Below are 25,653 nucleotides of genomic sequence, written 5' to 3' on the forward strand. Positions count from 1 at the left end.
GCATTCGTCTCGCACGACCGAAGTCCGTCCGGACCACGCGATCACGCGGTCCGGACGGACTCGTGTCGTGCGGGGCTCCGCCGCTCAGATGCGGGACTGCACCTCGGCGAGCGACGGGTTCGTCGCGGTGCTGCCGTCCGGGAACACCAGGGTCGGGACGGTCTGGTTGCCGCCGTTGACCTCGGCGACGAGCTCGGCCGTGCCCGGCGTCTGCTCGATGTCGACCTCGGTGAAGGGCACGCCGGCCTTCGACATCTGGTTCTTCAGCCGGGCGCAGTAGCCGCACCAGCTCGTCGTGAACATCGTGACCCCGCCGGCGTCGGGGGTGAACTGCTCGCGGGTGATCGTGTCGCTCATGGCAGCAGGCTAACCCCTTCTCCTGAGGGGCTTGCGGCGCTTGTTCTACATAGGTAGGTTCACTGCATGGAACCGATCCGACGCGTGACCGCCCCCACGCTCGACGTGCTCGAGGCACTGCTCGCCGGGGACGGTCCGACCTGGGGGCTGCTCGTCATCAAGGCGACCGGCAGGCAGGCCGGCACCGTGTACCCGATCCTCGAGCGGCTCGAGCGACAGGGGTGGGTGGCGTCGTCGTGGGACGACGACGCCGACCGCCCCGGCCCGCGCCGGCGGTTGTACGAGTTCACCGCGGACGGCGTCGTCGCCGCGCGGGAGCTCGTCGCCGCCCGCCCCGCGGCCGCAGTGTCCACCCGGGCTGCCCGGCCGTCGAGCCGGCCGGTGACCCCGTGAGCGCACTCGACCGGGTGCTGCTGGGAGCGGCCCTGGCGGCCTCGCCCGCAACGCACCGCGCTGCACGACGCGAGCAGTGGACCGCCGACGTCCGCGACGCCCGCGAACTCGACCTGTCGCCGACCGCACTCGCCTTCGGCGCCCTGACCACCGCGCTGTTCCACCGACGCGCACCGCACCGATCGTCCTGGGGGGACTCGATGACCACACTGCCCACGCCCGTCCGCGCCGCGCCGCACACCATCCGCACGATCCCCGTGCTCATCGCACTCGCCGTGCTGTCCTTCGTGGTCGCCGCCGGCGTCCTCGCACTCCTGCAGCGGTACAACGGCCTGCCCGAGGCGCGTCCGGTGTTCGACCTGGTCGGCGTCGGGATGGCGGTGGTGCCGGGCCTCGCCGTCGCGACGAGCCTCCTGCTGGCGTCCGGCGTCCCGCGTCGGCGTCGTGGCCTCGGAGTGATCGCGACACTCGCCGTCGCCGCCGTCTGGTGGGCGGTCACCGACGGGACGCTGCACGTGCCCGGGTACGGGTCGCTGCAGGTCGGGCTCGTCGCCGCCGGGTTCCTCGCGGCCTGGCTCGTGACGCTCCGCCGCCCACTGTGGACGCTCTCGCTGCTCGTCCTGCCGTTGGTCGCCACCGTCGTGGTCACCCCGCTCGCGAACGCGGTGATCGCCGTCGGGCTGTCCTACTCGGTCATGACCCTCGTGTGGTGGGCCGGGCAGCTCGTCCCGTTCCTCGTCGCCGTCGTCGCCGGGGTGGTGGCCTCGCGGTTCTCCACGGATGCCCCGGTGGTGGTCGAGCCGCACGGTGAAGCCCTGGTAGACAAGAGCGTGTGAGCGACACACACCTCGAGATCGAGCGCACCTACGACCTGCCGACGGGCGGTGCGCTGCCCGACCTCGTCGGGGCGGGTGGCATCATCCGCACCGAGCACCAGGAGCCGTTCGAGCTCGACGCGACCTACTGGGACACCGAGCGCTACGACCTCGTGGCATCGCGGGTGACGGTCCGCCGCCGCACCGGGGGCCCGGACGCCGGATGGCACATCAAGCGCTCCGAGTCGGACACGGTGCGGCACGAGCAGCACTTCCCGCTGACCGACGACGCCGACACCGTGCCGACCGAGGTCCTGGCCGCCCTGTTCACCGAGCGTCGCGGCCGCGGCCTGCGCCCCGTCGTCCGCATCACGACGACCCGCACCGTCACCCGGCTCCTCGACGAGGACGGCGACCAGGTCGCAGAACTCGCCGACGACCAGGTCACGGCCCAGCGGCTCGACGACGAAGCGCCCGAGACCCCGCGCACCTGGCGCGAGGTCGAGGTCGAGACGGTCCCGGGCGTCGACGCCCAGGTCGCGCACGAGCTCTTCGCGGCACTCGACGGACGCTTCGCGGCCGTCGGTGCCGGCCCCGCCGCCGTCGCGTCCAAGCTGGCACGCGGGCTCGCCGGCGCACCGGCACCGCGCCTCCGCACCGAGGAGAAGCCGGACAAGGGCACGACCGCGCGCGTCCTCGCGAAGCGGCTGCGGAAACTGCGCACCGCCCTGCTCGGCCAGGAGGCCCGGCTCCGCTCCGGCGACACCGCCGACCTCCGGCAGACGGCCGCGACCACCCTCGAGATCGCCGCGATCCTCGACTCGTACCGCCCGGCGTTCCCCGACGGCGACGCCGTCGACCGCGCCGCCCAGGCCGCCGACGACCTCGCCGCCGTCACCGCGCGCGCCGCGCTGGCCGAGTACCTCATCGACCGCCTGCCGCGTGCGTCCACCCCCGCGCAGGACGACCTCATCGACGCGATGACCCGCGAGCGCATCCTCGCCTCCACCCGGGAACGCCGCGACCAGGCCGTGCGGGACGTCGTCGCCTCGCTGCACGGCGAGCCCTTCCTCGAACTGCTCGACGCCCTCGACGACGCGGTGGAGCGCCCCGCGCCGACGGAGTGGTCCCTCCGCTCGCCGAAGAAGGCCGCGCAGGACGTCGTCGCCGTCGTCAAGCCGCACGTCCGCGAGCTCGTGCAGGCCGCCGTGGCCGACGACGTCTCGGACACCGCCGCCGAGCGCGAGGCCGCCGACCGCGCCACGACCGAAGCCGCCTGGCAGGCCACGATGCGGGCCCGGCTCGCGATGGACGTGCTCGGCGACGACGCCTTCCCGCACGCGCTCTGGAAGCGCATCGGCACCGCGGCCGACGTGCTCACCGAGCGGGTGCGCTCCCTGCACGCCCTCGACACGCTGCGGACGAACGCGGCGATCGCGGAGCGCGGGGGCGAGGGCACGTTCGGCTACGGCGTCCTCGCCGGCGACCGGGTGCGCCTGGCGGACGAGTCCTACGACGAGGCGGTGCACGCGCTCAACCGCGTGTGAGCGCGCTGCGCGCCGCGTACGGTGCGTGCGCTGCGTGGTGCGTGGCGCGTGCGCTGCGCTCGCTCGGTGAGCAGAAGAGGTCGGGTCCCACGTCCGGACCCGACCTCTTCTGCTCACGGAGTGCGACGGAGCATGCTCAGCCGGCGGCGATCGGGCTCGCCGACGCCGCCGCGGGCGTCTCGTCCGCCAGCCCGAGCACGTCGAGGAGCCAGGCGAGCTCGAACGCCCGCTCCTTCCACGACGCGTAGCGACCGCTGACGCCGCCGTGGCCGGCGGACATCTCCGTCTTCAGCAGCACCGGTGCCCCGACCTCGCGCAGCTTGGCCGTCCACTTCGCCGGCTCGACGTAGAGCACGCGGGTGTCGTTGATCGAGGTCACCGCGAGGATCTGCGGGTACTGCACGTCGTCGCGGACGTTCTCGTACGGGGTGTACTCGCTCATGTAGCGGTAGACCTCGGCGTCGTGCAGCGGGTCACCCCACTCGTCCCACTCGATGACGGTGAGCGGCAGGTCCGGGTCGAGGATGCTCGTCAGGGCATCGACGAACGGCACTGCGGCCAGGATGCCGGCGAACCGCTCGGGCGCGAGGTTGGCGACCGCGCCCATCAGGAGCCCACCCGCGCTGCCGCCCTCGGCCACGAGCCGGTCCGCGCTCGTCCGGCCGGACTCGATCAGGTGCTCGGCGACCGCGACGAAGTCGGTGAACGTGTTCTTCTTCGTCAGGGTCTTGCCGTTCTCGTACCAGTGCCGGCCCATCTCGCCACCGCCGCGCACGTGGGCGACGGCGAACACGACGCCGCGGTCGAGCATCGACAGGCGCATGACGCTGAAGCCGGGGTCGATCGAGTGCTCGTACGAGCCGTAGCCGTACAGGTGCAGCGGGGCGGGCGTGCCCTCGTCGACGGCGTCGCGGCGCCACACGAGCGACACCGGGATCCGGGTGCCGTCCGCGGCGGTCGCCCAGTCGCGCTCCTGCACGTAGTCGGCGGGGTCGTACCCGCCGAGCACGGGCTGCCGCTTGAGGACGGTGACCTCGCCCGTCGCCAGGTCGAGGTCGCTCACCTCGGACGGGGTGACGAACGACGTGTACCCGATGCGCAGGGTCGGCTGCTCCCACTCGGGGTTGCCGCCGAGACCGGCCGAGAAGAGTGCCTCGTCGAACGGGACCTCGTGCGCGTCGCCGTAGCCGTCGCCCTCGATCGGGATGATCGCGATGCGGGGGAGTGCCTCGGAGCGGTACTCGAGCGCGAGGTGGCCGGCGAAGGCGTCGACCGACTCGATGCGACGTTCGCTGTGGTGCGCGACGACGACGCGGCGGTCGCGGTCCGAGGTCGGGTCGTCGGCGGGGACGTCGACGAGCTCGAAGTTCTCGGCACCGTCGTTGTGCAGCACCAGGAACCGGTCGCTGCCGCCGACGATGGCGTGCTCGATCTCGTACTCGACGCCCTCGCGGCGGGGCCAGACGACCTGGAACTCACCGGTCGGGTCGGCGGCGTCGAGGACGTGCGCCTCGGACGTGATCTTCGAGCCGAGCTCGATGACGATGTACTGCGAGGACCGGGTCACGCCGACCCCGACCCAGTAGCGGTCGTCGGGCTCCTCGAACACCAGGACGTCCTCGGTGGCGGCGGTACCGACCGCGTGCCGCCAGATCTTGTCGGGACGCCAGGACTCGTCGACCGTGGGGTAGAAGACGTAGCGGCCGGCCGGGTCGAACGTCGCGCCCGCCCCGGTGTTCGGGATCGCGTCGCCGAGGTCGGTGCCCGAGGCAAGGTCGCGCACGTGCAGGGTGTACCGCTCGTCGCCCTCGACGTCGATGCCGTAGACGAGTCGGGTGCCGTCGTCGCTGATGTCGTAGGTGCCGAGCGAGAAGAACTCGTGGCCGTCGGCCAGGGCGTTGCCGTCGAGGACGACCTGCTCGCCGGGGAGCGTCGACTCGCCCTCGGGGACGGCGGGCGGGGTCCAGTCGTCGGGGCCGGCGATCGGCGCGCGGCAGTGCACGCCGTACTGGCTGCCCTCGGCGGTGCGGGTGAAGTACCACCAGTCGCCCATGCGCACCGGGACCGAGAGGTCGGTCTCCTGCACGCGGCTCTTCACCTCGTCGAAGACGCGGTCGCGCAGCGCTGCGAGGTGGTCGGTCGCGGCGGCGGTGTGCGCGTTCTCGGCCTCGAGGTAGGCGAGGGTGTCGGGGGACTCCTTGTCCCGCAGCCACTCGTAGTCGTCGACGAAGTCGATGCCGTGGTGGGTCCGCGTGACGGGCCGCTTGGCGGCGCTGGGCGGGGTGGCCTGGGTGTGCTCGCTGCTCACCGTCCCACCCTATTCGAGTGCCCTGACGCAGGCCCTGCCTCCGCCCGCGCTCACGCCGCCGCGCCACGCTCGCACACGGCGGCCTGCACGCGCTGCTCGAAGGCCTCGAGCTCGGTGACGACGGCGGGTGCGACCCAAGCCCGGTCCCGTCGGCGGCGGGTGACGGGGCGGAGCACACCGGCCCGGACGAGGTCGTCCGCGACGCGGTCGGGGTCGGCCCCCGGCACCAGGTCCTGCAGGTGGTCCTCGGTCAGCACCGGATCGGCCGCGAGGGCCCGTCCGACCGCGGCGTGCGGGGCGGAGGCGCACGGCCCGGCAGCCCGGTCGGCCTCGTGCTCGGCGAGCAGCAGTGCGGTGAGCGAGGCCTCGTCGCACACCGTGCCGAGGGCGAGTGCGAGGTCCACGACGAACTCGTCGACCCGGCCCGCGCGGTAGCGCTCCAGGTGCCGGAAGTAGCGCTCGCGGTCGGCGGCCAGCGCGGTCGCGATCGGTGCGGTCACGGTGGTCGTGACGCCACGCCGCCGCAGGACCGCGCCGATCAGGGCACGCCCGATGCGACCGTTGCCGTCGGTGAAGGGGTGGATCGACTCGAACTGTGCGTGGGCGATCGCCGCCTGTGCGACCGGGTGCAGGTCGACGCGGTGCACGAACGCGAGCAGGTCGGCCATGAGCGGTGGGACGAGCTCGGGCGGCGGCGGGACGTACGTCGCCAGCCGGGGCGTCCGGCCGCCGCCGATCCAGTTCTGCACGTCGCGCCAGCGGCCGGCGTACCGACCGTCGACGGGGTCGTCCCGCATGAGCCGCCGGTGAGCGTCGAGCAGGGTGGCCTCGGTGACCTCGCCGGAGTCGGCTGCGGCGACGAGCCCCTCGACGGCCCCGGCGGCGCGGACGACCGCGGTGGCGCCCGGGTTCGCCCGGACCCCGACGAGCGCCCGTGCCAGGTCGTCGACCGAGGCCGACTCGTCCTCGATCCGGGACGACGCCAGGGCCTCGGTCCGGCCGAGCACGAGGCCGAGCGGCGCGAGGCGCGATCCGTGGTGGACGTCGAGCGAGCGGAGGGCGGCGGCGCTCCGGTCGAGCAGCGCCAGCGTCCGGGTGTCCGGCCGCCACCGGACCCGGGCGATCCGTGGGGGCAGGGCGACCCGGACGCTCGTCAGCTGACGGTCGGCCCGAGGGCCCCGGGACGCACTGCGCCACGGTCGGTCGGCGTGCCCGTGGACGGGCCAGGTCTCGCTCCGGTGTGCCATGCGGCGACGCTAGGGCCTGCTGCACGCCGGACGCCAGGCATCGGTATTTCGCAGCCACGACGACCACGACCACGACCACGAGCACGAGCACGCGCACGCGCTCGCGCTCGCGCTCGCGAGCACGCGCACGCGCACGCGTACGCGCACGACCGGACGCCTGCGCCCGACCACGACGACGGCGCCCTCGCGTAGCGTCGGTGGCATGAGCAACTCCTTCGCGATCACCGGTGCCCACGTCGTCCCCGTCGCCGCCCCCGCCTTCGACGGCGGTGCCGTCGTCGTCGAGGACGGCCGCATCACCGCCGTCGGCCCCGACGTCACCCCGCCCGAGGGCATGCCGGTCGTCGACGCCGCCGGCTCCTGGCTGCTGCCCGGCTTCGTCGAGTCGCACGGCCACGTCGGCATCCACGAGGAGGCGAACGGCGAGGCCGGCAACGACACGAACGAGATGACCGGCCCGAACATGGCCGGGGTGCGGGCGATCGACGCCGTCGACATCGACGACGAAGGCTTCCGTGACGCGCTCGCCGGCGGCATCACGAGCATCGTGGTGAAGCCCGGCTCCGGCAACCCGATCGGTGGGCAGACCGTCGCGATCAAGACGTGGGGCGGTCGCACGATCGACGAGCAGCTCATCTCCGACGCGGTCAGCGTGAAGAGCGCCCTCGGCGAGAACCCGAAGCGGGTCTACGGCGGCAAGGGTCAGACCCCGTCGACCCGGCTCGGCGTCGCGAAGATCATCCGCGACGCGTTCGTCGAGGCGCAGCACTACCAGGCCGCCCGCGATGCCGCAGCCGCGAAGGGCGAGCCGTTCGCGCGCGACCTCACGAAGGAGACGCTCGTCCGGGTGCTCGACGGCGAGCTCGTCTGGGACCAGCACACCCACCGCCACGACGACATCGCGACCGCCGTCCGCCTGTCCGAGGAGTTCGGCTACCGCCTCGTCGTGAACCACGGCACCGAGGCGCACAAGATCGCCGACGTCCTCGCCGAGAAGGACATCCCCGTCATCTACGGTCCGCTGTTCACGAGCCGGTCGAAGGTCGAGCTGCGCGACCGCGGCATCCCGAACCTCGCGACGATCGCCGCCGCCGGCGTCCGGGTCGCGATCACCACGGACGCGCCGGTCGTGCCGATCAACATGCTCGTCGACCAGGCGACCGCCGCCGTGAAGGAGGGCCTGCCGGCCCAGACCGCGCTGGAGGCGCTGACGGTCAACCCGGCGGACTTCCTCGGCTTCGGTGACCGCGTCGGCCGCCTGGCGGCGGGCTACGACGCCGACCTCGTCCTGTGGGACGGCGACCCGCTCGACGCGTCCAGCCGCGCGACGCGCGTCTGGATCGACGGCCGGCCCGTTTTCGAGTGGGCCGACGGAGCCGGGGTCACCACACCGCGCTGGTGACGCCGTGGAGGCCGGGAGGCCCGGGTCGCGNNCGCGACCCGGGCCTCCCGGCCGTCCGCGCCGGGGCGCCGGTGGTGACGTGTCAGACGGAGCGCGCGAGCAGGAAGTCGTTGATGCGCGTCGTGAGCTCGGCGTCGACGGGGCGGTCCTCGCCGTCGACGGCGCGGACCGGCGCCGCCTGCCGGACGCTCGAGACGAGCCAGAGCGCGTCGGCAGCGCGCAGGTCGTCGAGCGTGACGAGCTCGTAGGCGGTCTCCATGCCCTGCTCCTCGGCGAAGCGGAAGACGTCTGCCTGCGTGGTGCCGTCGAGGATGCCGATGTCGGTGCGCGGCGTGACGAGGCGGTCGCCGACGCGCATGACCAGGTTCGCCCGCGTGCCCTCGAGCACGTAGCCGTCGGTGGAGACGAACAGGGCGTCGTCGGCGCCGCGGCGGACGGCCTCGCGCAGGGCAGCCATGTTGATGCCGTAGGACAGCGTCTTCGCGCCCTGCAGCAGCCACGGCGAGGTGCGCTCGACGTCGTGCCGGTACCCGCGGTCGAGCAGCACGACCGAGATGCCCTCGGTGCGGGCCCGGGTGGAGTCCGGCGACGGCGCGGCGTAGACCCAGCCCGTCGGGCGGTCGGTGCCCTCGACGCCGCGGGTCATGACGGTCTTCACGAAGGCCTCGCGCACCGGGTCGAGCCGGGCGCAGGCGGCCTCGACCGCCTGGCGCCAGACGTCGGTGTCGGGTGCGGGCAGGTCGAGCTTCGCTGCGGAGCGACCGAAGCGGGCGAGGTGCGGCTCGAGGGCCTGCGGGTGCCCGTCGACGACCGTGATCGTCTCGAAGACGCCGTCACCGCGCGTCGCGCCGAGGTCCTGCACCTGCAGGTGCTCCTCGAGCGGCTCCACCCAGGTGTACGCGTCGGCGTCCGGGTCGTGCGGCGCGGCGTCGCGGGAGGGCTGGTTCAGGACGGCGAGCACGGTGTCGGTCATGCGTCCATCCAACCGCAGCTCAGCTGGCGTCGGGCAGGGCGCCCATGAGCTTCCACACCGCCGGGGTGAGCTCCGGGTGCTGCAGCGCGATCCGGCGCAGGCGGTGGTACTCCTCGCCGAGGGCCGTGCCCTGCCCCGACGCCGGGTGCGCCGACCACTGCGCGTTCCGCTTGCCGATCGCGTCGTCGAGGTCGACCGCGTCCGCGCGGAGGATGAGCACGACCTGCTCGTCGACGGTCGGCAGCGTCGGCATGAACTCCCACGGGTCCTCGCCCTGGCGGCTGCGGTGCTCGACCAGCATCGAGATCTCCTCGGCGGCCTCGGCACGCAGCACTTCGAGGCTGCGCCCCGTCCTGCGGGACTCAGCCACGGTGCCCCCACAGCACGCCTGCCATGCAACGAGCGTACGACACTTCGTCGGCCACACTGGACGGGTGACCCTGCGCGACGAGAGCAAGTCCCAGCACCCACGAGTGGTGGTCGTCTACCTGCTGCGCGACGGCGCGGCCGGCCCGGAGGTCCTGCTCGGCGAGAAGCGCCGCGGCCTCGGCACGGGCCGCCTGGTCGGCCCCGGTGGCAAGCGGGAGCCGGGCGAGACGGCGGTCGAGACCGCCGTGCGCGAGGTGGCGGAAGAGGTCGGCCTGCGGGTCGACGCCGCCGACCTGGAGGCCCGTGGAACGTTGGACTACCGGTTCCCGTTCCGGCCGTCCTGGTCCCAGGTCTCGGACGTGTTCGTCTGCCGCCGCTGGCAGGGGGAGCCGTCGGGGTCCGACGAGCTCGAGCCGCGGTGGATCCCCGTCGACGCCGTCCCGTACGACGCCATGTGGGACGACGCGCGGTACTGGCTGCCGGGCGTGCTCGACGGCGGGAGCGTGCGGGCACGGTTCACCTTCGCCGAGGACGACGCGACGGTCGCCGGCTTCACCGGGACCGGTGTCGGGCCGGGGACGGGTGACTAGCGCGGCTGCTGCGTGCGGGTGCTGCCGGTGCGTGCCTCTTCGGCGGCGGCGATGACCTCGGCCTCGCCGCTCCGGCCGCCCAGGGGCCGCACGAAGAAGTCGATGATGCCGAAGACGATCGCGCCGATCAGGGCGAACATCGCCCATCCGACGAACAGCCCGGCGGTGTTGCGGCCGTCGGCGGGGGCGAGTGCGATGCTCGCGACGTAGAACCCGACCGCCAGCACGAGGAACACGACGACGACGGCGACGAGCACGCGGTGCCAGGTGATGCGGGGCTTCATGTGCTCCAGGATACGCGGCGCCGCGGGTGTCCAGCTTCCCGGTCCCGCGGGCTTTGACCGTTGCCGGTGCCCGTTGCCGGTGCCCGCTGTCTGTGCGCGTTGCCGCTGCCCGCTGCCTGTGCCCGTTGCCGGTGCCCGCACCCGTTGCCTGTGCCTGCCGCCGGTGCCCTTGCGTGGAGCGTTCCGTCCCACCACGTGGAGCGTTCCGTCTCACCACGTGGAGCGTTCCGTCCCATCGCACGCGGAGTAGGAAGCGGATCCGCGCGTGAGGAGTCGGAAGGAACGGCCTCCAATGCGCGGATCGACCGACCATGCGCGGAACGACCTCCGACGCGCAGGACAGCTCGCCGCGGGAGCACGCGTGACCGCGGGAGGTGCGTGCGCATCGTGCGACGGTCCACGCGTTGGTCGACCGGTGCTCTGTCGGAACGTGCGCGCACACGTGCGTGCGCATCGTGCGACGGAGCACGTGTCGATCGACTGGTGCTCCGTCGTGACGTGTGCACGCAGCTCGCCCGCGTGCCCGCTCGGCTAGCGGTCGGCGTGTCGTCCGTGCCGCTGGTCGTCCGCCGCGTCGGACCGGAGCGGAGCGTCGGACCGGGCCGGGGTCCTGGGAGTCTCCGTGCGCGGGACGGGACGTGTGCGTGGACCGGTCCCCGCGCCTCCCGACCGCTGCTGCGGACCGGAGCGGTCGCTGGACCGGACCACGGGGATGCGGCCGGTCGGGGTGGTCTCGACCTCGAGTCCGTCGCGGCCACCGGTGAAGACGTCGCCGCCGACGCGTTCGTCCTGCCAGCCGTCGTCCTGGTCGAGGATGCTCAGCGTGCCGGTCTCGGTGGACTCCAGGCCGTGGCGGGCGAGCTCGGCGTCGCGCTGCTTCCCGAGGAACTCGCGGTTGGCGGTGTTGGCGTCCTGGAACATGGTGGTGCGGCCCGTGACGATCGCGCGGATGCGGCGACGCTCCCACCACTGCTTGCCGAAGTACATGAGCACGAGACCGGCCAACGCGTAGCAGCCCATCGTGATGAGCCCGCGCGCCGGGCCGGGGCCGACGCCGTAGACCTGGTGCTTGATCATGTCGACCATGCTCGAACCGACGACGACGTTGTTCAGCCACGCGAACGGCTCCGGCATGAACCACTTCGGGTAGGCCCCGCCGGACGACGGCATCGACAGGAACACGAAGCAGATCATCGCGGGGGCGGCGATGAACCGGCCGACGAAGTAGCTCAGCCCGTTGACGGCCAGGCCGATCGCCACGATCCAGCCCCAGGCGATGAGGACGAGCTCGATCCAGTGGCCGTGGATGGCGCCGACGACCGGGCCGGCGAGGCTGTTCGTGATGACCGAGATCACGAGACCGCCGACGACGATGACCGTCATGCGGGTGCGGTGGCGCAGCGGGCCGCCCATGATGCCGATGAACATCGCGACCATGTACCCGCCGATGCACCACGCGAGCATGACGTACATCGGGACGGTGCCGTACTCGTCCCAGGCGGGCAGCGGAGCGAGCTCCGTCACCTTCGGCGTCGCGGCGCCGATGCCGGTCAGCACCGCGGTGAGCGTCGCCGGCACCAGGCTCGCGACCTGGAACTGGTGCGCGCTCGCCTTGAAGAACTCGTTCGTGGCGGGGTCGTAGGCCACGGCCATCGACCCGGCGAGCACGTCGCGCTTCGCCGCCGCCAGGGAGTCGTAGGTGTGGAAGACGAACTCGCCGGGCAGGGCCTTCTGTACGGCGGCGACGAGCGTCGGGTCACTGCCGATGAGCGCGACGGGGACGTCGTGCGGGTGCGGGGCGTGGAACGCGAAGACGTAGCAGAGGCAGAAGCCGACGATGAAGAACAGCGGCATCCAGAGCTGCAGGCCGATGAGCTGCAGCGAGGGGTGCAGGGTGGCGTACCAGCGGCGGTAGGCACCGTGCTGCTGCGGCTCGGGGACCGGCGCCTGCCGACGGGGAGCCGGCCGGGTCGTGCCGGCGACCTTCGCCCCGCGGCGTGGCTTCGTCCCGCGGGCCGACGGCCTTGTGGTCCGCTGCTTCGGGACGGACGGCGTCCGCGACCCACCACCCCGGTCCGGGGTCTCGTCGGTCCTGGGGACGTCGTTCCGCGGCGTGCTCACTCGGCGCTGTGCTCCTGGTCTCGGTCGGAGCGCCAGGATACGCCCGGACCCCTCAGGACCGACTGCGCGAGGCCTGCGCGGAGTCCATCGCGAGTTCCTCGGCGTCCAGGGTCACGAGCACGCGGCGCATGACCTCCTCGTCGAGGTTGCCCTTCTCGCGTTCCTCGAGCACGATCTCGCGGCGACGGTCGAGCAGTTCGCGACGGATGTCCTGGATCTGCGCGCCCCGCAGCCGGGCCGGTGCGTTGCGCTCCTCGTCCTCTTCTTCCTCGGCGTCGCGGCGGAAGGTCTCGGCCTGCCGCTCCAACCGTGCCTTCAACCGGGTGACGACGGAGTCGACGGCCTCGGACCCGTACTGCTTCGACCAGGTGCTCCGGCGTCGCTCGAGCAGGTCGATCGCCGCCTCGGTCGTGCGCTGGTTCAGGCGCATCTCGCTGCGGACGTCCTCGTCGTCCTCGTCGGGGTCCTGCACCTTGAGCGCCCGGATGACGAACGGCAGCGTCAGGCCCTGCAGCAGCAGCGTGCCGACGGTGACCACGAAGGCGATCACGAAGATGGTGTCCTGCGCCTTGATGTCCACCGGGTTGGCGACCACCGACACCGCCGCGGCGAGCGTCACCACCCCGCGCATGCCCGTCCACGAGATCACGGTGAGCTCGCGCCAGTTCAGCTTCGGTTCGGCGGTGCCGCGCATCCACCGCAGCGACGGGTGCCCGCGCGACAGCCGGATGCGCAGTGGTCGGAGCCACCGTCCGTTGAACCGGTTGCGCACGTACGACTCGAAGATGAAGAGCGGCCGCACCAGGATCACCACGACGAGCACGACGGCGGCGGCCGTCAGGGTCTGCGCCAGGCTCCGCTCGCTCTCGACGAGGTCCTGCACCACGGTGTTGAGCTGCAGGCCGATGAGCGCGAAGACGAAGCCCTCGAGGATGACGTCGATGCTCGTCCACAGCGGACGTTCCTGCAGGCGCGTCGCGTAGCCCTCCTTCGGCGAGTTGTAGCCGATGTACAGGCCGGCGGTGACGACCGCGATGACGCCGGAGCCGGACAGGTGCTCGGCGAGGATGTACGCGACGAACGGCAGCAGGATGCTCATGATCGTCTCGACCACGGGGTCGTTGATGCGCATCCGGATCCAGTGCACGAGCACACCGAGCACGCCGCCGACGACCAGGCCGACCCCGATCGCCAGCCCGAAGATGCCGAGGTCCTGCCAGATGGTGAGCGAGGTGCCCGCGGCGATGAGGGTGAACACGCGCACCAGGGTCAGCGAGGCGGCGTCGTTGATGAGGCTCTCGCCGGACAACACGGTCATCACCCGACGGGGGAGTCCGAGCTTGCGGCCGATCGACGCCGCGGACACCGCGTCCGGCGGGGCGACGATCGCGCCGAGCAGGATCGCGGCGGGCCAGTCCATGTCGGGGATGATGATGTACGCCGCCAGCCCGACCGCGAGCGCGGTGAGGATGACGAGGAAGATGCCGAGTCGGCGGATCTGCTTGATCGACTTCCGGAAGCTCTGCCACGACACGTCGAGGGCGGCCGAGTACAGCAGCGGCGGCAGGATCACCGTGAGGATCACCTCGGAGTCGATCTCCATCGCCGGCAGCCCGGGGATGAAGGACGCGGCCAGCGCCACGGCCGTCACGAGCAGGGGAGCGGGGAGCCCCTTCGCTCTCGCGAAGCCGGTCACCGCGAGCGATCCGATCAGCAGGATGAGGAGCTCGACGGTGTCCATGCCGTCCATTCTTCCATCGGCATGGTTCCGAAACTGAACGAGTGTGAAGGGCGGGTGAACAGGAGGTTGCCGACAGGGTTTGCCTCAGGGCGGTCTGACTGGGACACTGGCCCGCGGTGGACATCACACTCATAGTCGTCCTGGTCATCGCGTTGGCCCTCTTCTTCGACTTCACAAACGGTTTTCACGACACCGCCAACGCGATGGCGACCCCGATCGCGACCGGGGCCATGAAGCCCAAGGTCGCGGTCACCGTCGCTGCGGTGCTCAACCTCGTCGGTGCGTTCCTCAGCACCGCCGTGGCGACCTCGATCTCGCACGGCCTGATCAACGAAGGCCCCGGCGGCGTCGCGATCTCGCCGGAGATGATCTTCGCGGGGCTCATCGGCGCGGTCGTGTGGAACATGATCACGTGGCTGCGCGGGCTGCCCTCGTCGTCGTCGCACGCGCTCTTCGGCGGGCTCATCGGCGCCGCGATCGTCGGGGCCGGGTTCCAGTCGGTCAACTACGTCGCGCTGCTGACCGTCGTCATCATCCCGGCGTTCGCCTCGCCCGTGATCGCGTCGCTCGTGTCGTTCCTGTCGACACGGATCGCCTACCGGATCACGAAGCGTCCGGTGTTCCCGAACGAGCGCGGTGGGTTCCGCGTCGGGCAGATCTTCACCTCGTCGATGGTGTCGCTCGCGCACGGGACGAACGACGCGCAGAAGACGATGGGTGTCATCACGCTGACCCTCATCGCCTCGGGTGCGCAGTCGTCGAACCAGGGCGTGCAGTTCTGGGTCGTCGTGGCGTGTGCCCTCGCGATAGCCCTCGGCACCTACACCGGCGGATGGCGCATCATCCGGACGCTCGGTTCCGGCATCACCGAGATCCGCGCGACGCAGGGCTTCGCCGCCGAGGCGTCGACCGCCGCCACGATCCTGGCGTCGAGCCACCTCGGCTTCGCCCTGTCGACCACGCAGGTGTCGTCCGGCTCGATCATCGGTGCGGGGCTCGGCCGCCGCGGCTCGAAGATCCAGTGGTCCACCGCCGGCAAGATCGTCATCGCCTGGTTCATCACGCTGCCGGCCGCCGCGGCCGTCGGCGCCGTGGCCTCGGGCATCGCACGCTTCGGCGTCGTCGGACTCGTCATCGACGCGGTCGTCGGCGCCGCGGTCATCCTCGGGCTGTACCTCTGGTCGCTGCGGAAGCCGCACGAGCAGGCCTCGGCCATCGAGGTCGACGTCGCCGCGAACGCGGTGTACACCCGCAAGGAGCTGCGCGACCTGCAGCGCAAGAAGCGCGCGGACGCGGTCGCCGCCCGCCGTGCCGAGCTCAGCCGCGAGCGCACCCTGCGCCGGATGGCCGCACGCAAGGGAGGCCGACGCTGATGGGCATCGACTGGTTCGCATTCCTCACGGTGGCGCTCGTCGCGGTCGTCTCCGCGTGCTTCGTCGTCGCGGTCTACTCGGTCGGCCTCCGACTCTGGAGCGCAGCGGACACCACGGCGGGCAAGTTCACCGTGAAGGACGACGGCACCATCGGCCCGGCGACGGTCGGCTTCCCGAACCCGGCCGGGGCCTCGGCGAAGGTCCGCGCGCTGCGCGCCCTGGCGATCGCGTGCTTCGTGGTGTGCGGCGCGGCCGTGCTGTACGGCATCTACCTCATCGTCCCGCAGTTCCACTGAGGCCCGGGGCGCCGCCGAGGCGCTGGGCGCCGCCGGATCTGGGGCACGGGGGCGCCTTCGTGAGCAGAAGATGTCGGGTCAGGACCTGCGACCCGACATCTTCTGCTCACCAAGCGCCCGAGCGCCCGCCCCGCGCCCGAGCGCCCGCCCCGCGCCCGCTGCGCGCCCGAGCGCCCGAGCACCCGCGCCCCGCTGTCCACACCCCGCCCGCCGGTCCCGGACCGGCCAGACGGATCGGACTACCCTCGGAGCCGTGACCGGCAACGACGCATCCCAGGCCCTCGACCACACGTCGACCCGCACCGAGAGCGACTCGCTGGGCTCGCGGGAGGTCCCGAAGGACGTCTACTGGGGCATCAACACGCTCCGGGCGCTGGAGAACTTCCCGATCACCTCGGTGCCGATCGCGGTGTACCCGGACCTCATCGAGGCGCTCGTCACCGTGAAGCAGGCCGCAGCCCGGGCGAACCGCGCGATCGGCGTGCTCGACGAGGAGCGTGCCGACGCGATCGACCGTGCCGCGCAGGAGGTACGGGACGGAGCGCTCCGCGACCAGTTCGTCGTCGACGTCGTGCAGGGCGGGGCCGGCACCAGCACGAACATGAACACGAACGAGGTGCTCGCGAACCGGGCGCTCGAGCTCCTCGGGCGGGAGCGGGGCGACTACGCGTACCTGCACCCGATCGACCACGTGAACCGCAGCCAGTCGACGAACGACACGTACCCGACGAGCATCAAGATCGCGATGATCTTCGGGGTGCGGCGGCTCATCGTGCAGCTCGAGGAGCTCTCCGCCGCGTTCGCGGAGCGGGGCAACGCGTTCGCCGACGTGCTCAAGGTCGGCCGGACGCAGTTGCAGGACGCCGTGCCGATGACGCTCGGCCAGGAGTTCACGGGGTTCTCGCACACCATCCAGGAGGACGCCGTCATGCTCCGGAAGGTCGTGCCGCTGCTCGCCGAGATGAACCTCGGGGCGACGGCGATCGGGACCGGCATCACGGCCGACCCGCTGTACCGCGACGAGGTCCGCCGGCAGCTGCAGGAGGCCAGCGGCATCGACGTCGTGACGGCGCCCGACCTCATCGAGGCGACGAGCGACGCGGGCGCGTTCATGACGCTGTCCGGCACGGTGAAGCGCAGCGCGGCGAAGCTCTCGAAGATCTGCAACGACCTGCGGCTGCTGTCGTCCGGTCCGCAGGCCGGTCTCGGGGAGATCACCCTGCCGGCGCGCCAGGCCGGGTCGTCGATCATGCCGGGCAAGGTGAACCCGGTCATCCCCGAGGTCGTCAACCAGATCGCCTACGCGGTCGCCGGTGCCGACACGACGGTCACCATGGCGGCGGAGAGCGGGCAGCTGCAGCTCAACGCCTTCGAGCCGATCATCGCGCACTCGATCCTGCAGTCGCTGCAGTGGATGGCGCGGGGGTGTGCGACGCTGCGCGAACACTGCGTCACCGGCATCGAGGCGAACGAGGCCCGGCTCGCCGCGCAGGTGGACACGAACGTCGGGGTCGTGACGGCGCTCACCCCGTACATCGGGTACGCGGCCGCCGCGTCGATCGCCCACACGGCGCTGACGACCGCGACGCCGATCTCGACGCTCGTCGTGGCCGCGGGGCTGATGGACGAGGACCAGGTGCAGCGGGTCCTCAGCCCCGCGCGGCTGTCCGGCATCGAGCTGGCGACCGGTGCGATCCCGGTCATCACCGAGGAGATGCTCGACGCCGAGGCGCGCAAGCGCTGACGCGCGACCGCGACCGCGACCGCGACCCCGCCCCCGGCCCCGACCGCGGGGTCAGGGCATCGGTGTCTCGCCGGCGCGGACCTGCTGCGCCATCGCACGGAGGTGCTGTTCGCCAGCGTCCGGCTCGTGCCCTTCGTCGTCGGCGACCCGGGCCGCCTCGGTCCGCACCTGCTTCGCGGCCGCGATGTCCGCGTCCCGCCAGCGCGCGAGCGTGAAGTTCCGGGTGACGTCGCGCAGCGGCAGGCGGATCGACTCGTCGGCCTCGATGCCCGCCAGCAGCTGCCGCATCCGGATCACCTCGGAGTCGAGCTCACCGCCGACGACGAGCACGAAGTTCGAGATGTACAGGTAGACGAGCAGCAGGATCGCCCCACCGAGCCACCCGTACGCGCGGTTGCCGCCGCCGATGGTCTCGACGTAGACGGCGAAGCCGAGCGTCGCGAGCGCCCAGGTGCCGATCGCGAAGCCGGCGCCGGCGGACACCCAGCGCAGCCGCGGTGTCTTGACGTTCGGGGTGGCGTAGTAGAGCACGGCGACCATCACGACGAGGTCGGCGGCGAGCACCGGCCACTTCGCCACGTTCCACACGTCGTCGATCCACGGCGCCCACTCGAGCTGCCGGACCAGCGCCGCCGCGATCGTCGGCGTGCCGAGCAGGATGACGATCGCGATCGCCCCGCCCACCATGACGAGCAGGGTGACGAACAGCATCATGCTGCGGAACTTCCAGATCCGGCGCCCCTCCTCGACCTCGTAGGCGGTGTTCATCGCCCGGCCGAAGGCGGTCGCGTACCCGGACAGCGACCAGAGCGTCAGGACGAGGCCGATGGTGAACCCGAGCCAGGGGTTGTCCAGGGTGAGCAGCTGCCGGAGTGGCCCCTCGAGGTGCTCGGCGGTCTCCGGTCGCACGATGAAGCCGAGGACCTCGACGACGTCGGCCAGGCTGTCGCCCTGCCGGTCGACGACGGACAGCGCGGACACCACGGCGAGCGCGCTCGGGAACACCGTCAGCAACGCGAAGAACGTCAGCGAGGCGGCCGCGTCCACGACGCGGTGTCGGATCACCGAGTGGTAGGTACGCCGGACGACGGCGCGGACACCGGTCCGCGCGAGATCGCGCGACGCGCTGTCCGGCATGCGTCGTACGGTACCCGACACCTGACGGACGGGAGGCGCGGGGCGCGCCCGCCACGTGCCTCCCGTCCGGCCGCCGGTCGTGCCCGGCAGCCGCTGCCGTCCTGTCCGCGGGAGCGACACGGTCCCGCCACCGTGCGCCGTCCCTGCCGTGGAGGCGACACGGTCCCGCCACCGTGCGCCGTCCCTGCCGCGGAGGCGACAGGTGTCCGCGGAAGGTCCGCGCAGAAGTGTCGCTTTCGCGAACCGGCATCGCGCGGATCGGCACCGCGAGTGGCGGCACCGCGCGTGGCGGAACCGCGCGTGGTGGGCGGAACTGCGCGTGGTGGGTGGAACCGCGCGTGGTGGGGCGGAACCGCGCGGAACCGCAGGGCGGCGCCTCAGTTCGCGTGCGGGTGCAGGGCGTCGTAGCGGCGGAAGGACGGCACCAGCCGGAGCAGCAGCGCGACGAGCGCGACGATGAGCACGCCGCCGATGATCGGCGGGTACGCGATGCCCGCGGCCACGACCAGGCCGGCGTACAGGTCGCCGAGCCGCGGACCGCCGGTGACCACGACGACGAAGATGCCCTGCAGCCGCCCACGCATGCCATCCGGCGACGCCGCCTGCAGGATCGTGTTCCGGAACACCGAGCTGACGTTGTCGGCGCCGCCCGCGAGTGCGAGGAAGAGCGCCGCTGCCCCGAGCGCCGGCAGGATGCCGACCGAGAACGTCTCGCCCGACCGACCGCCGAGCGCGTGCGCCAGCGCGATGACCACACCGAACGCCGCGATCGCGCCGCCGTACGCGGTGATCGCCCAGCCGACCGCCTCGCCCTGGCGGCGCACGTGTCCGAGCGGGCCGGAGAACACGCTCGACAGCAGCGCACCGATCGCGTACGCCGCCGTGAGCGTGCCGACCGTGATGGCACCGCCGCCGATGACGAGGGCACCGATCGCGGGGAAGAGCACGCGGGGCTGCCCGAAGGTCATCGCGACGATGTCGAGCACGAACGTCATCGTGATGTTCTTCGACCGGCGCAGGAACTTCGCGCCCTCGACGAGCGAGCCGAGCCCGGGGCGGAGCGCGCCGTGGTCGGCGGCCATCCGCGGCAGGGTGAAGACCCCGAGGAAGGCGAAGGTGAACAGCACGACGTCGATCGTGTACGTCGGGGCGAACCCGACGCTCGCGATGAGGACGCCGGCGACCGCGGGGCCGATGGTGACCTGGAACCCTGAGGCGATGCCGCCGAGGGCGCTCGCCGCGGGCAGCAGGTCGGTGCCGACGAGCCGGGGCACGATCGCCGAGCGTGACGCGCCGCTCACCGTCGCGGCGACGGCGTTCGCGGTCGCGAGCACGTAGAGCAGGACGACGCTGTGCAACCCGAGCCAGGCGTGGGTGGCGATCAGGGCGACCGCGACCCACGCGATGATCGCGGACACGAGTGCGACGGTGCGGCGGTCGAAGGCGTCGGCGAGCATCCCGCCGTACAGGCCGGCGACGATCATCGGCAGCAGGGCGATGACGCCGACGAGCGCGACGGCGAAGGTGGAGTGCGTGATCTCGTAGACCTCGAGACCGACGGCCACGGTGGTCATCTGGGTGCCGATGCCCGCGACGGCGGTTCCCGCCCAGAGTCGGGCGAAGGCGGGGGAGCGGCGGAGCGGGGTGAGGTCGGCGAACAGGCGGCGGCGCGGCGGTGCGGGAGTGGGTCGTGTCACGGTGGAACCATTCTGCTGGTTGCACGCCGGTTCCGGTGGCTCTGGTTGACTTGCGGGCATGACTGACCTCAACAGCAAGCCCGAGTTCGACGCTCCCGAGGGCCCGGCCCCCACCGAACTCGTCATCACCGACATCGTCGAGGGCGATGGCGACGTGGCGAGCGCCGGGTCGACCGTGAAGGTCCACTACGCCGGCGTCGAGTACGAGTCCGGCGAGGAGTTCGACAGCTCCTGGAACCGCGGCGAGCCGATCGACTTCCCGCTCGCGGCCCTGGTGCGCGGCTGGCAGGAGGGCATCCCCGGCATGAAGGTCGGCGGCCGCCGCAAGCTCGTCGTCCCGCCGGAGCTGGCCTACGGTCCCGCCGGCGGCGGGCACTTCCTGTCCGGCAAGACCCTGATCTTCGTGATCGACCTGCTCGGGGTGCGCTGATGCAGGTCGGCGCCCCGACCATCGAGCTGAACGACGGGCACCGGTTCCCGGAGCTCGGCCTCGGCACGTACGGCCTCGACGGCGACGAGGGCGCCGCGGCCGTCGGCACCGCGATCGCGAGCGGCTACCGGCTGCTCGACACCGCCCTCAACTACGGCAACGAGGACGCCGTCGGCCGCGCCGTCCGCGAGTCCGAGGTGGCGCGCGAGGACCTCGTCGTCACGTCGAAGCTCCCCGGCCGGCACCACGGCTACGACGAGGCGCACCGGTCGATCGACGAGACGCTCGGCAACCTGGGTCTCGACTCCGTCGACCTGTACCTCATCCACTGGCCGAACCCCTCGGTGGACAAGTTCGTCGACACCTGGAAGGCGTTCGTCGACCTCCGTGACAGCGGCAAGGTCCGCTCGATCGGCGTCTCGAACTTCACGCCGGAGCACCTCCGTCGCATCGTCGACGCCACCGGGGTCGCCCCGGCGGTGAACCAGGTCGAGCTGCACCCGTACTTCCCGCAGGCCGAACTGCGGAAGGTCCACCAGGAGCTCGGCATCGTGACCGAGAGCTGGAGCCCGCTGGCGAAGCGCTCGGAACTGCTCACCGAGCAGCCGATCGTCGACGCCGCCGCTGCGCACGGCGTCGCGCCGGGTCAGGTAGTGCTCCGCTGGCACGTGCAGATCGGTGCCGTCCCGGTCCCGAAGTCGGGCGACGCCGCCCGCCAGCGGGAGAACCTCGACGTCTTCGGCTTCGAGCTGACCGACGACGAGGTGCGGGCGATCTCCGGCCTCGAGCGCGGACGGCTCTGGGACGGCGACCCGGACACGCACGAGGAGATGTAGCGGCTCGCCCGCCGGAACCAGGTTCCGGACACAGCACCGCGGATCTCCACGGTGCTGTGTCCGGAACGCGGTGTTCGACGGGCGGAACCAGGTTCCGGACTGGAGGCGCGTGGCGGGTCCGCCACGCGCCTCCCGTCCGTCACGGGTCAGGCGTCCTGCGGTGTCGGTCCCGCGGGACTACACTGGGTTCCCCTGTCCCGAAGGGTTGTACGTGTCCGAACCGACCGAGATCGACCGCGAACGCGGCTACGTGGACGGCCTCTTCGGCCGCCTCGACGAGCTGACCGCCGAGGCCGAACAGCGTCTCGCCGAGACCCGTCGTCAGGCGGTCGGCGGGAACCACCAGAGCCGCAGCGAACGCGACGCGTACGCACGGCTCTACGAGGACACCATCGCCACGCTCGAGCGCGTGGGGGACCGCCTGGTCTTCGGACGGCTCGAGGTGTCCGAACCCGAGGACCCCGACGACACCTTCCGGTACATCGGCCGCGTCGGACTCCGTGACGCCGCGCACCGGCCGCTGCTGCTCGACTGGCGCGTCCCCGGGGCCAGCGCCTTCTACCAGGCGACCGCGGCCCACCCGATGGGCATGCGTGCCCGGCGCCACCTGTCCCTGCAGGGGCGGCGGGTCGTCGGCGTCGAGGACGAGGTCTTCGACGCCTCGCTGTACGACGACGAGCGGACCCACCTGCAGGGCGAGGGCGCGCTGCTCGCCGCGGTGACCGCCGAGCGCACCGGCCGGATGACCGACATCGTCGCGACGATCCAGGGCGAGCAGGACCGCATCATCCGCTCCCCGCTCGAGGGCGTGCTCATCGTGCAGGGCGGCCCCGGCACCGGCAAGACCGCCGTCGCACTGCACCGCGCCGCCTACCTGCTGTACTCGTACCGCGAGCGGCTCCGGGGCTCCGGCGTGCTCATGGTCGGCCCGTCGTCGGCGTTCCTGACGTACATCGAGCAGGTGCTGCCGTCGCTCGGCGAGACCGGTGTCGTGATGGCCTCGCTCGGGTCGCTCTACCCGGGGGTGCACGCGACGGTGCACGACTCCCGGGACGTCGCCGCGGTGAAGGGTGCCGCGCAGACGGCCTCGCTCCTGCGCCGCGCGGTCCGCTCGCGCCAGGTCGTGCCGACCGAGTCCGTCACGCTCGACGTCGAGGGCGAGCGGCTCGTCGTCCCGCCGCAGCTCGTCGCCGACGCGATGAAGCGGGCGCAGGACCGCGGCAAGCCGCACAACGTCGCCCGTGTCACGTTCAACAAGATCGCCCTCGACGCGATGACCCGCCTGCTCGCCGACCAGCTGCGCGAACGCGGCACCACGGTCGACGAAGCCGACGAGAAGGTGCTGCGCGAGGACATCCGGAGCTCCTACGACGCCCGGGTGCTGCTCAACACGGCGTGGCTGCCCCTGCCGCCGGAGAAGTTCCTCGAGGACCTCTACGCCCGGCCGAACTGGCTCGCCTCGCTCACCCCCGACTGGAGCCCGGAGCGCCGCGCCCTGCTGCAGCGTGCCCGCGGTACGGCCTGGACCGTCGAGGACGTCCCCCTGCTCGACGAGGCCGCCGAACTGCTCGGCCCGTTCGACCCGACCGGCGGCGCCGCGAAGCGCGCCGCGAAGGCCAGCCGGAACCGCGACATCGAGAACGCGCGCCAGGCGATCGAGAACATGGGCGTCGAGGGCATCGTCACGGCCGAGCAGGTCGCCGGGTCCTTCGCCGAGGGCGGCGACCCGCGCTCCACCGCCGAGCGCGCCGCCGAGGACCGCGAGTGGACCTACGGGCACATCGTCGTCGACGAGGCCCAGGAGCTCTCGCCCATGCAGTGGCGCGTGCTCGCCCGCCGCAACCCGCTCCGGTCGTTCACGATCGTCGGTGACATGGCGCAGGGTTCCTCGCCCGGCGCGGCACGCACATGGGACGACGTCGTCGGCGCCCTCGCGCGCCGCCGGCGCGGCCGTGCCCCGCAGTTGCCGCTCGACCACCGCGTCGAGCAGCTCACCGTGAACTACCGCACGCCGCGCTCCATCGTGCTCGCCGCGGGGGAGTACGCCGACGCCGCCGGGCTGACGGTCACCCGCAACGAGGCCGTCCGCGACGGCGACCCCGTCGAACGCGTCCGGGTGTCCCGCCCGGACCTGCTCGACACCGTCGCCGCGGTGGCGGACGCCGAACGGGCGCGCATCGGCTCGGGCACCATCGGCGTGATCGTCCCGGAGTCCCAGGTCGACGCCGTGCGGCAGCGCCTCACCCGCACCGAGGCCGACGTGCGGGGGCTCGCGTCGCCGCAGGCGGGGTCCCTCACGGTCCTGACCGGGGCGGACGCCAAGGGGCTCGAGTTCGACGGCGTGCTGCTCGTCGACCCCGACGGCGTGGGCGCCGACGCGGCGCGGGCCGCGGCGGCTGTCTACGTCGCGATGACCCGCCCGACCCGACGCCTGACCGTCATCGACGTCGACTGACGGTCGTGCGCGGGTCGCCGCGCACTCCGTGCGCAGGAACGGTCGGTCCCGTCGGCGCGACGCGACCGTGCCTGCTCACGATCCGTGGGCGGCGGCGTCGCCGCGGAGCTGACGGGAGGGCCGGTGCGGGCCCGCCACGGGCCTCCCGGCTCAGGCCTGGTCGCCCTCCGACCGCACCCGCGCGACCAGGTCGGCCCACGGACCGTCGAGTCGGCGGCCGGGGATCGTCACGGTCGTGCGCTCGACGGTGATCGTCCAGCTGAAGTCGTCGGGGACGGGTGCGTCCGTCGGGGCGGGGCTGCGCTGCAGGGCGTCGAGGACGTCCGACCACGCGGAGGGGTCACCGGCGGCGTCGGTGTCGACCCGCCAGCGCCGCGTGGTGCCGGCGAAGCCCCCGGTGCGGCGGACCTCGATGCGCATGGCTCCGACGGTACGCCGCCCGGCGTCGCTCAGTCGAGCACGCCCACCGTCTGCCAGGCCGTGCGGACGGCGGTCTGCTGGGCGGAGCCGTCGCCGAACCGGGTGCCGGCGGCGTCGACGGTGACGGTCGCGAAGCCGGCGAAGTCGATCGACGCCGTGACCGACGACGAGGTCAGGGCGTCCCACCAGACCGCACCCGCGCCCTGCCAGGCGTACCCGCCGATGGCGGTGGCGGCCAGGAAGAACGCGTGGTTCGGGATGCCCGAGTTCGTGTGCACGCCGCCCTGGTCGTCGGTGGTGTCGACGTACCCGGCCATCGTCGCCGGCTGGGGGTCCTTGCCGAGCACCGGGTCGTCGTACGCGGTGCCCGGCGCCCGCATCGACCGGAGTGCGACGCCGTGGACCGCCTCGGTGAACAGGCCCTCGCCGATCAGCCAGGACGCCTGCTCCGCGGTCTGCCCGGCGGTGTACTGGGCGACGAGGGAGCCGAACACGTCGCTGACCGACTCGTTGAGCGCGCCGGACTGGCCCTGGTAGGTGAGGTCGGCGGTGTACTGCGTCACACCGTGGGCGAGCTCGTGTCCGATGACGTCGAGGGCGACGGTGAACCGTCGGAACACTTCTCCGTCGCCGTCCCCGAAGACCATCCGGGAGCCGTCCCAGTAGGCGTTGTCGTAGTCCTGCCCGAAGTGCACGGTGGCGTCGAGGGGCAGCCCGGCGCCGTCGACCGAGGCCCGGTCGAACACGTCGAGCCAGAAGGCGTGCGTCGCGCCGAGGCCCGCGTAGGCCTCGTCGACGGCGGCGTCACCGGAGTCGGCGTCGCCCTCGCGCCGCACGACCGTCCCCGGCAGGGTGGTCGAGCCGTGGGCGTCCGACACGGTGCGCCGGGGGGACCGGTCGACGGTGCCGGCGACCTGCTGCGGCGCGGTCAGGTGCTGCTCCTTGGGGGACCGGACGGTGTCCAGGGACGCCAGCGCGGTGCGCGCGGCGGAGGCCGCCCGGGGGTACGCGTCGGCGTCGGCGACGGCGCGGAGCAGGTACGGCGGGACGACGGAGCGGATGCGGTCGGTCGCGGTCATGCGCTCATGGAACCACCGGGTACCGACACCCGCCCGGGT

At 72.5% G+C, this 25,653-nt stretch carries 23 protein-coding genes; 11 read left to right on the forward strand and 12 right to left on the reverse strand.

Annotated elements, in window-relative coordinates:
• Positions 1–84 precede the first annotated feature (84 nt).
• Positions 85–357: a mycoredoxin gene (locus tag BIU94_RS08680; protein ID WP_071257451.1), complete on the reverse strand. Its 273-nt coding sequence runs from the start codon at positions 355–357 to the stop codon at positions 85–87.
• 66 nt (positions 358–423) lie between these two features.
• On the opposite strand from BIU94_RS08680, the gene BIU94_RS08685 reads away from it, so the two are divergent.
• From BIU94_RS08685 to BIU94_RS08695, 3 genes are read left to right on the forward strand one after another with little or no spacing between them, the layout of a single operon-like run.
• Positions 424–750, forward strand: coding sequence for a PadR family transcriptional regulator (locus BIU94_RS08685; protein WP_071257454.1), 327 nt, complete (start codon positions 424–426; stop codon positions 748–750).
• Positions 747–1,586 (forward strand): hypothetical protein, encoded by an 840-nt coding sequence (locus tag BIU94_RS08690; protein ID WP_071257457.1) that lies wholly within the window; start codon positions 747–749, stop codon positions 1,584–1,586. Before BIU94_RS08685 ends, BIU94_RS08690 begins: the two co-directional genes overlap by 4 nt.
• Positions 1,583–3,112: a CYTH domain-containing protein gene (locus BIU94_RS08695; RefSeq protein WP_071257460.1), complete on the forward strand. Its 1,530-nt coding sequence runs from the start codon at positions 1,583–1,585 to the stop codon at positions 3,110–3,112. The genes BIU94_RS08690 and BIU94_RS08695 overlap by 4 nt, the downstream gene beginning before the upstream one ends.
• A gap of 136 nt (positions 3,113–3,248) precedes the next feature.
• On the opposite strand, the gene BIU94_RS08700 is transcribed toward BIU94_RS08695, so the two are convergent.
• Positions 3,249–5,420, reverse strand: coding sequence for a S9 family peptidase (locus BIU94_RS08700; RefSeq protein ID WP_071257464.1), 2,172 nt, complete (start codon positions 5,418–5,420; stop codon positions 3,249–3,251).
• A 50-nt stretch (positions 5,421–5,470) separates the two neighbouring features.
• Positions 5,471–6,667, reverse strand: a complete 1,197-nt coding sequence (locus BIU94_RS08705) for a Fic family protein (protein WP_071257503.1) — start codon at positions 6,665–6,667, stop codon at positions 5,471–5,473.
• A gap of 202 nt (positions 6,668–6,869) precedes the next feature.
• Between BIU94_RS08705 and BIU94_RS08710 the strand changes: the two genes are divergently transcribed.
• Positions 6,870–8,069, forward strand: a complete 1,200-nt coding sequence (locus BIU94_RS08710) for an amidohydrolase (protein WP_071257507.1) — start codon at positions 6,870–6,872, stop codon at positions 8,067–8,069.
• A gap of 82 nt (positions 8,070–8,151) precedes the next feature.
• On the opposite strand, the gene BIU94_RS08715 is transcribed toward BIU94_RS08710, so the two are convergent.
• Both BIU94_RS08715 and BIU94_RS08720 read right to left on the reverse strand, forming a co-directional pair.
• A complete protein-coding gene (locus BIU94_RS08715) occupies positions 8,152–9,042 on the reverse strand; it encodes an aminodeoxychorismate lyase (RefSeq protein WP_071257510.1) in 891 nt (296 codons plus the stop codon).
• 19 nt (positions 9,043–9,061) lie between these two features.
• The gene (locus tag BIU94_RS08720; RefSeq protein WP_254784795.1) at positions 9,062–9,343 is read right to left on the reverse strand and encodes a tryptophan synthase subunit alpha; all 282 of its coding nucleotides are present in this window, start codon (positions 9,341–9,343) and stop codon (positions 9,062–9,064) included.
• Positions 9,344–9,476: 133 nt separating this feature from the next.
• Here BIU94_RS08720 and BIU94_RS08725 point away from each other — a divergent pair, with 133 nt between their 5' ends.
• Positions 9,477–10,001 carry an 8-oxo-dGTP diphosphatase gene (locus BIU94_RS08725; protein ID WP_217639493.1) on the forward strand — a complete coding sequence of 175 codons (525 nt, stop codon included), beginning with the start codon at positions 9,477–9,479 and terminating at the stop codon, positions 9,999–10,001.
• Here BIU94_RS08725 and BIU94_RS08730 read toward each other — a convergent pair.
• The 3 genes from BIU94_RS08730 to BIU94_RS08740 all read right to left on the reverse strand — a co-directional run bounded on the left by BIU94_RS08730 (position 9,998) and on the right by BIU94_RS08740 (position 14,147).
• Positions 9,998–10,285, reverse strand: coding sequence for a hypothetical protein (locus tag BIU94_RS08730; protein WP_071257516.1), 288 nt, complete (start codon positions 10,283–10,285; stop codon positions 9,998–10,000). The genes BIU94_RS08725 and BIU94_RS08730 overlap by 4 nt on opposite strands.
• 531 nt (positions 10,286–10,816) lie before the next feature.
• The gene (locus tag BIU94_RS08735; protein WP_071257518.1) at positions 10,817–12,406 is read right to left on the reverse strand and encodes an ABC transporter permease; all 1,590 of its coding nucleotides are present in this window, start codon (positions 12,404–12,406) and stop codon (positions 10,817–10,819) included.
• A gap of 52 nt (positions 12,407–12,458) precedes the next feature.
• On the reverse strand, positions 12,459–14,147 hold the full coding sequence (locus BIU94_RS08740; protein WP_071257797.1) for a sodium:proton antiporter: 1,689 nt from the start codon (positions 14,145–14,147) through the stop codon (positions 12,459–12,461).
• 116 nt (positions 14,148–14,263) lie between these two features.
• On the opposite strand from BIU94_RS08740, the gene BIU94_RS08745 reads away from it, so the two are divergent.
• From BIU94_RS08745 to BIU94_RS08755, 3 genes are all read left to right on the forward strand, one after another.
• Positions 14,264–15,520 carry an inorganic phosphate transporter gene (locus tag BIU94_RS08745; RefSeq protein ID WP_083404696.1) on the forward strand — a complete coding sequence of 419 codons (1,257 nt, stop codon included), beginning with the start codon at positions 14,264–14,266 and terminating at the stop codon, positions 15,518–15,520.
• Positions 15,520–15,816, forward strand: coding sequence for a hypothetical protein (locus tag BIU94_RS08750; protein WP_071257521.1), 297 nt, complete (start codon positions 15,520–15,522; stop codon positions 15,814–15,816). The genes BIU94_RS08745 and BIU94_RS08750 overlap by 1 nt, the downstream gene beginning before the upstream one ends.
• A 253-nt stretch (positions 15,817–16,069) precedes the next feature.
• On the forward strand, positions 16,070–17,560 hold the full coding sequence (locus BIU94_RS08755; protein ID WP_071257524.1) for an aspartate ammonia-lyase: 1,491 nt from the start codon (positions 16,070–16,072) through the stop codon (positions 17,558–17,560).
• A 51-nt stretch (positions 17,561–17,611) separates the two neighbouring features.
• On the opposite strand, the gene BIU94_RS08760 is transcribed toward BIU94_RS08755, so the two are convergent.
• Both BIU94_RS08760 and BIU94_RS08765 read right to left on the reverse strand, forming a co-directional pair.
• Positions 17,612–18,697 carry a YihY/virulence factor BrkB family protein gene (locus tag BIU94_RS08760; RefSeq protein ID WP_071257527.1) on the reverse strand — a complete coding sequence of 362 codons (1,086 nt, stop codon included), beginning with the start codon at positions 18,695–18,697 and terminating at the stop codon, positions 17,612–17,614.
• A 377-nt stretch (positions 18,698–19,074) separates the two neighbouring features.
• Positions 19,075–20,394, reverse strand: a complete 1,320-nt coding sequence (locus BIU94_RS08765; RefSeq protein ID WP_083404697.1) for an MFS transporter — start codon at positions 20,392–20,394, stop codon at positions 19,075–19,077.
• A gap of 58 nt (positions 20,395–20,452) precedes the next feature.
• Between BIU94_RS08765 and BIU94_RS08770 the strand changes: the two genes are divergently transcribed.
• The 3 genes from BIU94_RS08770 to BIU94_RS08780 all read left to right on the forward strand — a co-directional run bounded on the left by BIU94_RS08770 (position 20,453) and on the right by BIU94_RS08780 (position 24,115).
• Positions 20,453–20,824 (forward strand): FKBP-type peptidyl-prolyl cis-trans isomerase, encoded by a 372-nt coding sequence (locus tag BIU94_RS08770; protein WP_071257535.1) that lies wholly within the window; start codon positions 20,453–20,455, stop codon positions 20,822–20,824.
• Complete coding sequence (locus BIU94_RS08775) at positions 20,824–21,660, forward strand: aldo/keto reductase (RefSeq protein WP_071257537.1); 837 nt, start codon at positions 20,824–20,826, stop codon at positions 21,658–21,660. The genes BIU94_RS08770 and BIU94_RS08775 overlap by 1 nt, the downstream gene beginning before the upstream one ends.
• A gap of 211 nt (positions 21,661–21,871) precedes the next feature.
• On the forward strand, positions 21,872–24,115 hold the full coding sequence (locus tag BIU94_RS08780; RefSeq protein ID WP_254784793.1) for an ATP-binding domain-containing protein: 2,244 nt from the start codon (positions 21,872–21,874) through the stop codon (positions 24,113–24,115).
• Positions 24,116–24,265: 150 nt separating this feature from the next.
• Here BIU94_RS08780 and BIU94_RS08785 read toward each other — a convergent pair whose 3' ends face one another.
• Both BIU94_RS08785 and BIU94_RS08790 read right to left on the reverse strand, forming a co-directional pair.
• On the reverse strand, positions 24,266–24,535 hold the full coding sequence (locus BIU94_RS08785) for a protealysin inhibitor emfourin (RefSeq protein ID WP_071257604.1): 270 nt from the start codon (positions 24,533–24,535) through the stop codon (positions 24,266–24,268).
• A gap of 29 nt (positions 24,536–24,564) precedes the next feature.
• Positions 24,565–25,614, reverse strand: a complete 1,050-nt coding sequence (locus tag BIU94_RS08790) for a M4 family metallopeptidase (RefSeq protein ID WP_071257606.1) — start codon at positions 25,612–25,614, stop codon at positions 24,565–24,567.
• Positions 25,615–25,653 lie beyond the last annotated feature (39 nt).

It is taken from the genome of Curtobacterium sp. MMLR14_006 (assembly GCF_001864985.1).
Lineage (GTDB): Bacteria > Actinomycetota > Actinomycetes > Actinomycetales > Microbacteriaceae > Curtobacterium.

Excerpts from the sequence above, each read along its gene's own strand:
- BIU94_RS08785 (WP_071257604.1), bottom strand. The coding sequence starts at position 24,535 with ATGCGCATCGAGGTCCGCCGCACCGGGGGCTTCGCCGGCACCACGCGG.
- BIU94_RS08760 (WP_071257527.1), bottom strand. The coding sequence starts at position 18,697 with ATGCCGGACAGCGCGTCGCGCGATCTCGCGCGGACCGGTGTCCGCGCC.
- BIU94_RS08710 (WP_071257507.1), top strand. The coding sequence starts at position 6,870 with ATGAGCAACTCCTTCGCGATCACCGGTGCCCACGTCGTCCCCGTCGCC.
- BIU94_RS08775 (WP_071257537.1), top strand. The coding sequence starts at position 20,824 with ATGCAGGTCGGCGCCCCGACCATCGAGCTGAACGACGGGCACCGGTTC.
- BIU94_RS08720 (WP_254784795.1), bottom strand. The coding sequence starts at position 9,343 with ATGCTGGTCGAGCACCGCAGCCGCCAGGGCGAGGACCCGTGGGAGTTC.
- BIU94_RS08740 (WP_071257797.1), bottom strand. The coding sequence starts at position 14,147 with ATGGACACCGTCGAGCTCCTCATCCTGCTGATCGGATCGCTCGCGGTG.
- BIU94_RS08705 (WP_071257503.1), bottom strand. The coding sequence starts at position 6,667 with ATGGCACACCGGAGCGAGACCTGGCCCGTCCACGGGCACGCCGACCGA.
- BIU94_RS08730 (WP_071257516.1), bottom strand. The coding sequence starts at position 10,285 with ATGAAGCCCCGCATCACCTGGCACCGCGTGCTCGTCGCCGTCGTCGTC.
- BIU94_RS08750 (WP_071257521.1), top strand. The coding sequence starts at position 15,520 with ATGGGCATCGACTGGTTCGCATTCCTCACGGTGGCGCTCGTCGCGGTC.
- BIU94_RS08685 (WP_071257454.1), top strand. The coding sequence starts at position 424 with ATGGAACCGATCCGACGCGTGACCGCCCCCACGCTCGACGTGCTCGAG.
- BIU94_RS08680 (WP_071257451.1), bottom strand. The coding sequence starts at position 357 with ATGAGCGACACGATCACCCGCGAGCAGTTCACCCCCGACGCCGGCGGG.
- BIU94_RS08790 (WP_071257606.1), bottom strand. The coding sequence starts at position 25,614 with ATGACCGCGACCGACCGCATCCGCTCCGTCGTCCCGCCGTACCTGCTC.
- BIU94_RS08770 (WP_071257535.1), top strand. The coding sequence starts at position 20,453 with ATGACTGACCTCAACAGCAAGCCCGAGTTCGACGCTCCCGAGGGCCCG.
- BIU94_RS08715 (WP_071257510.1), bottom strand. The coding sequence starts at position 9,042 with ATGACCGACACCGTGCTCGCCGTCCTGAACCAGCCCTCCCGCGACGCC.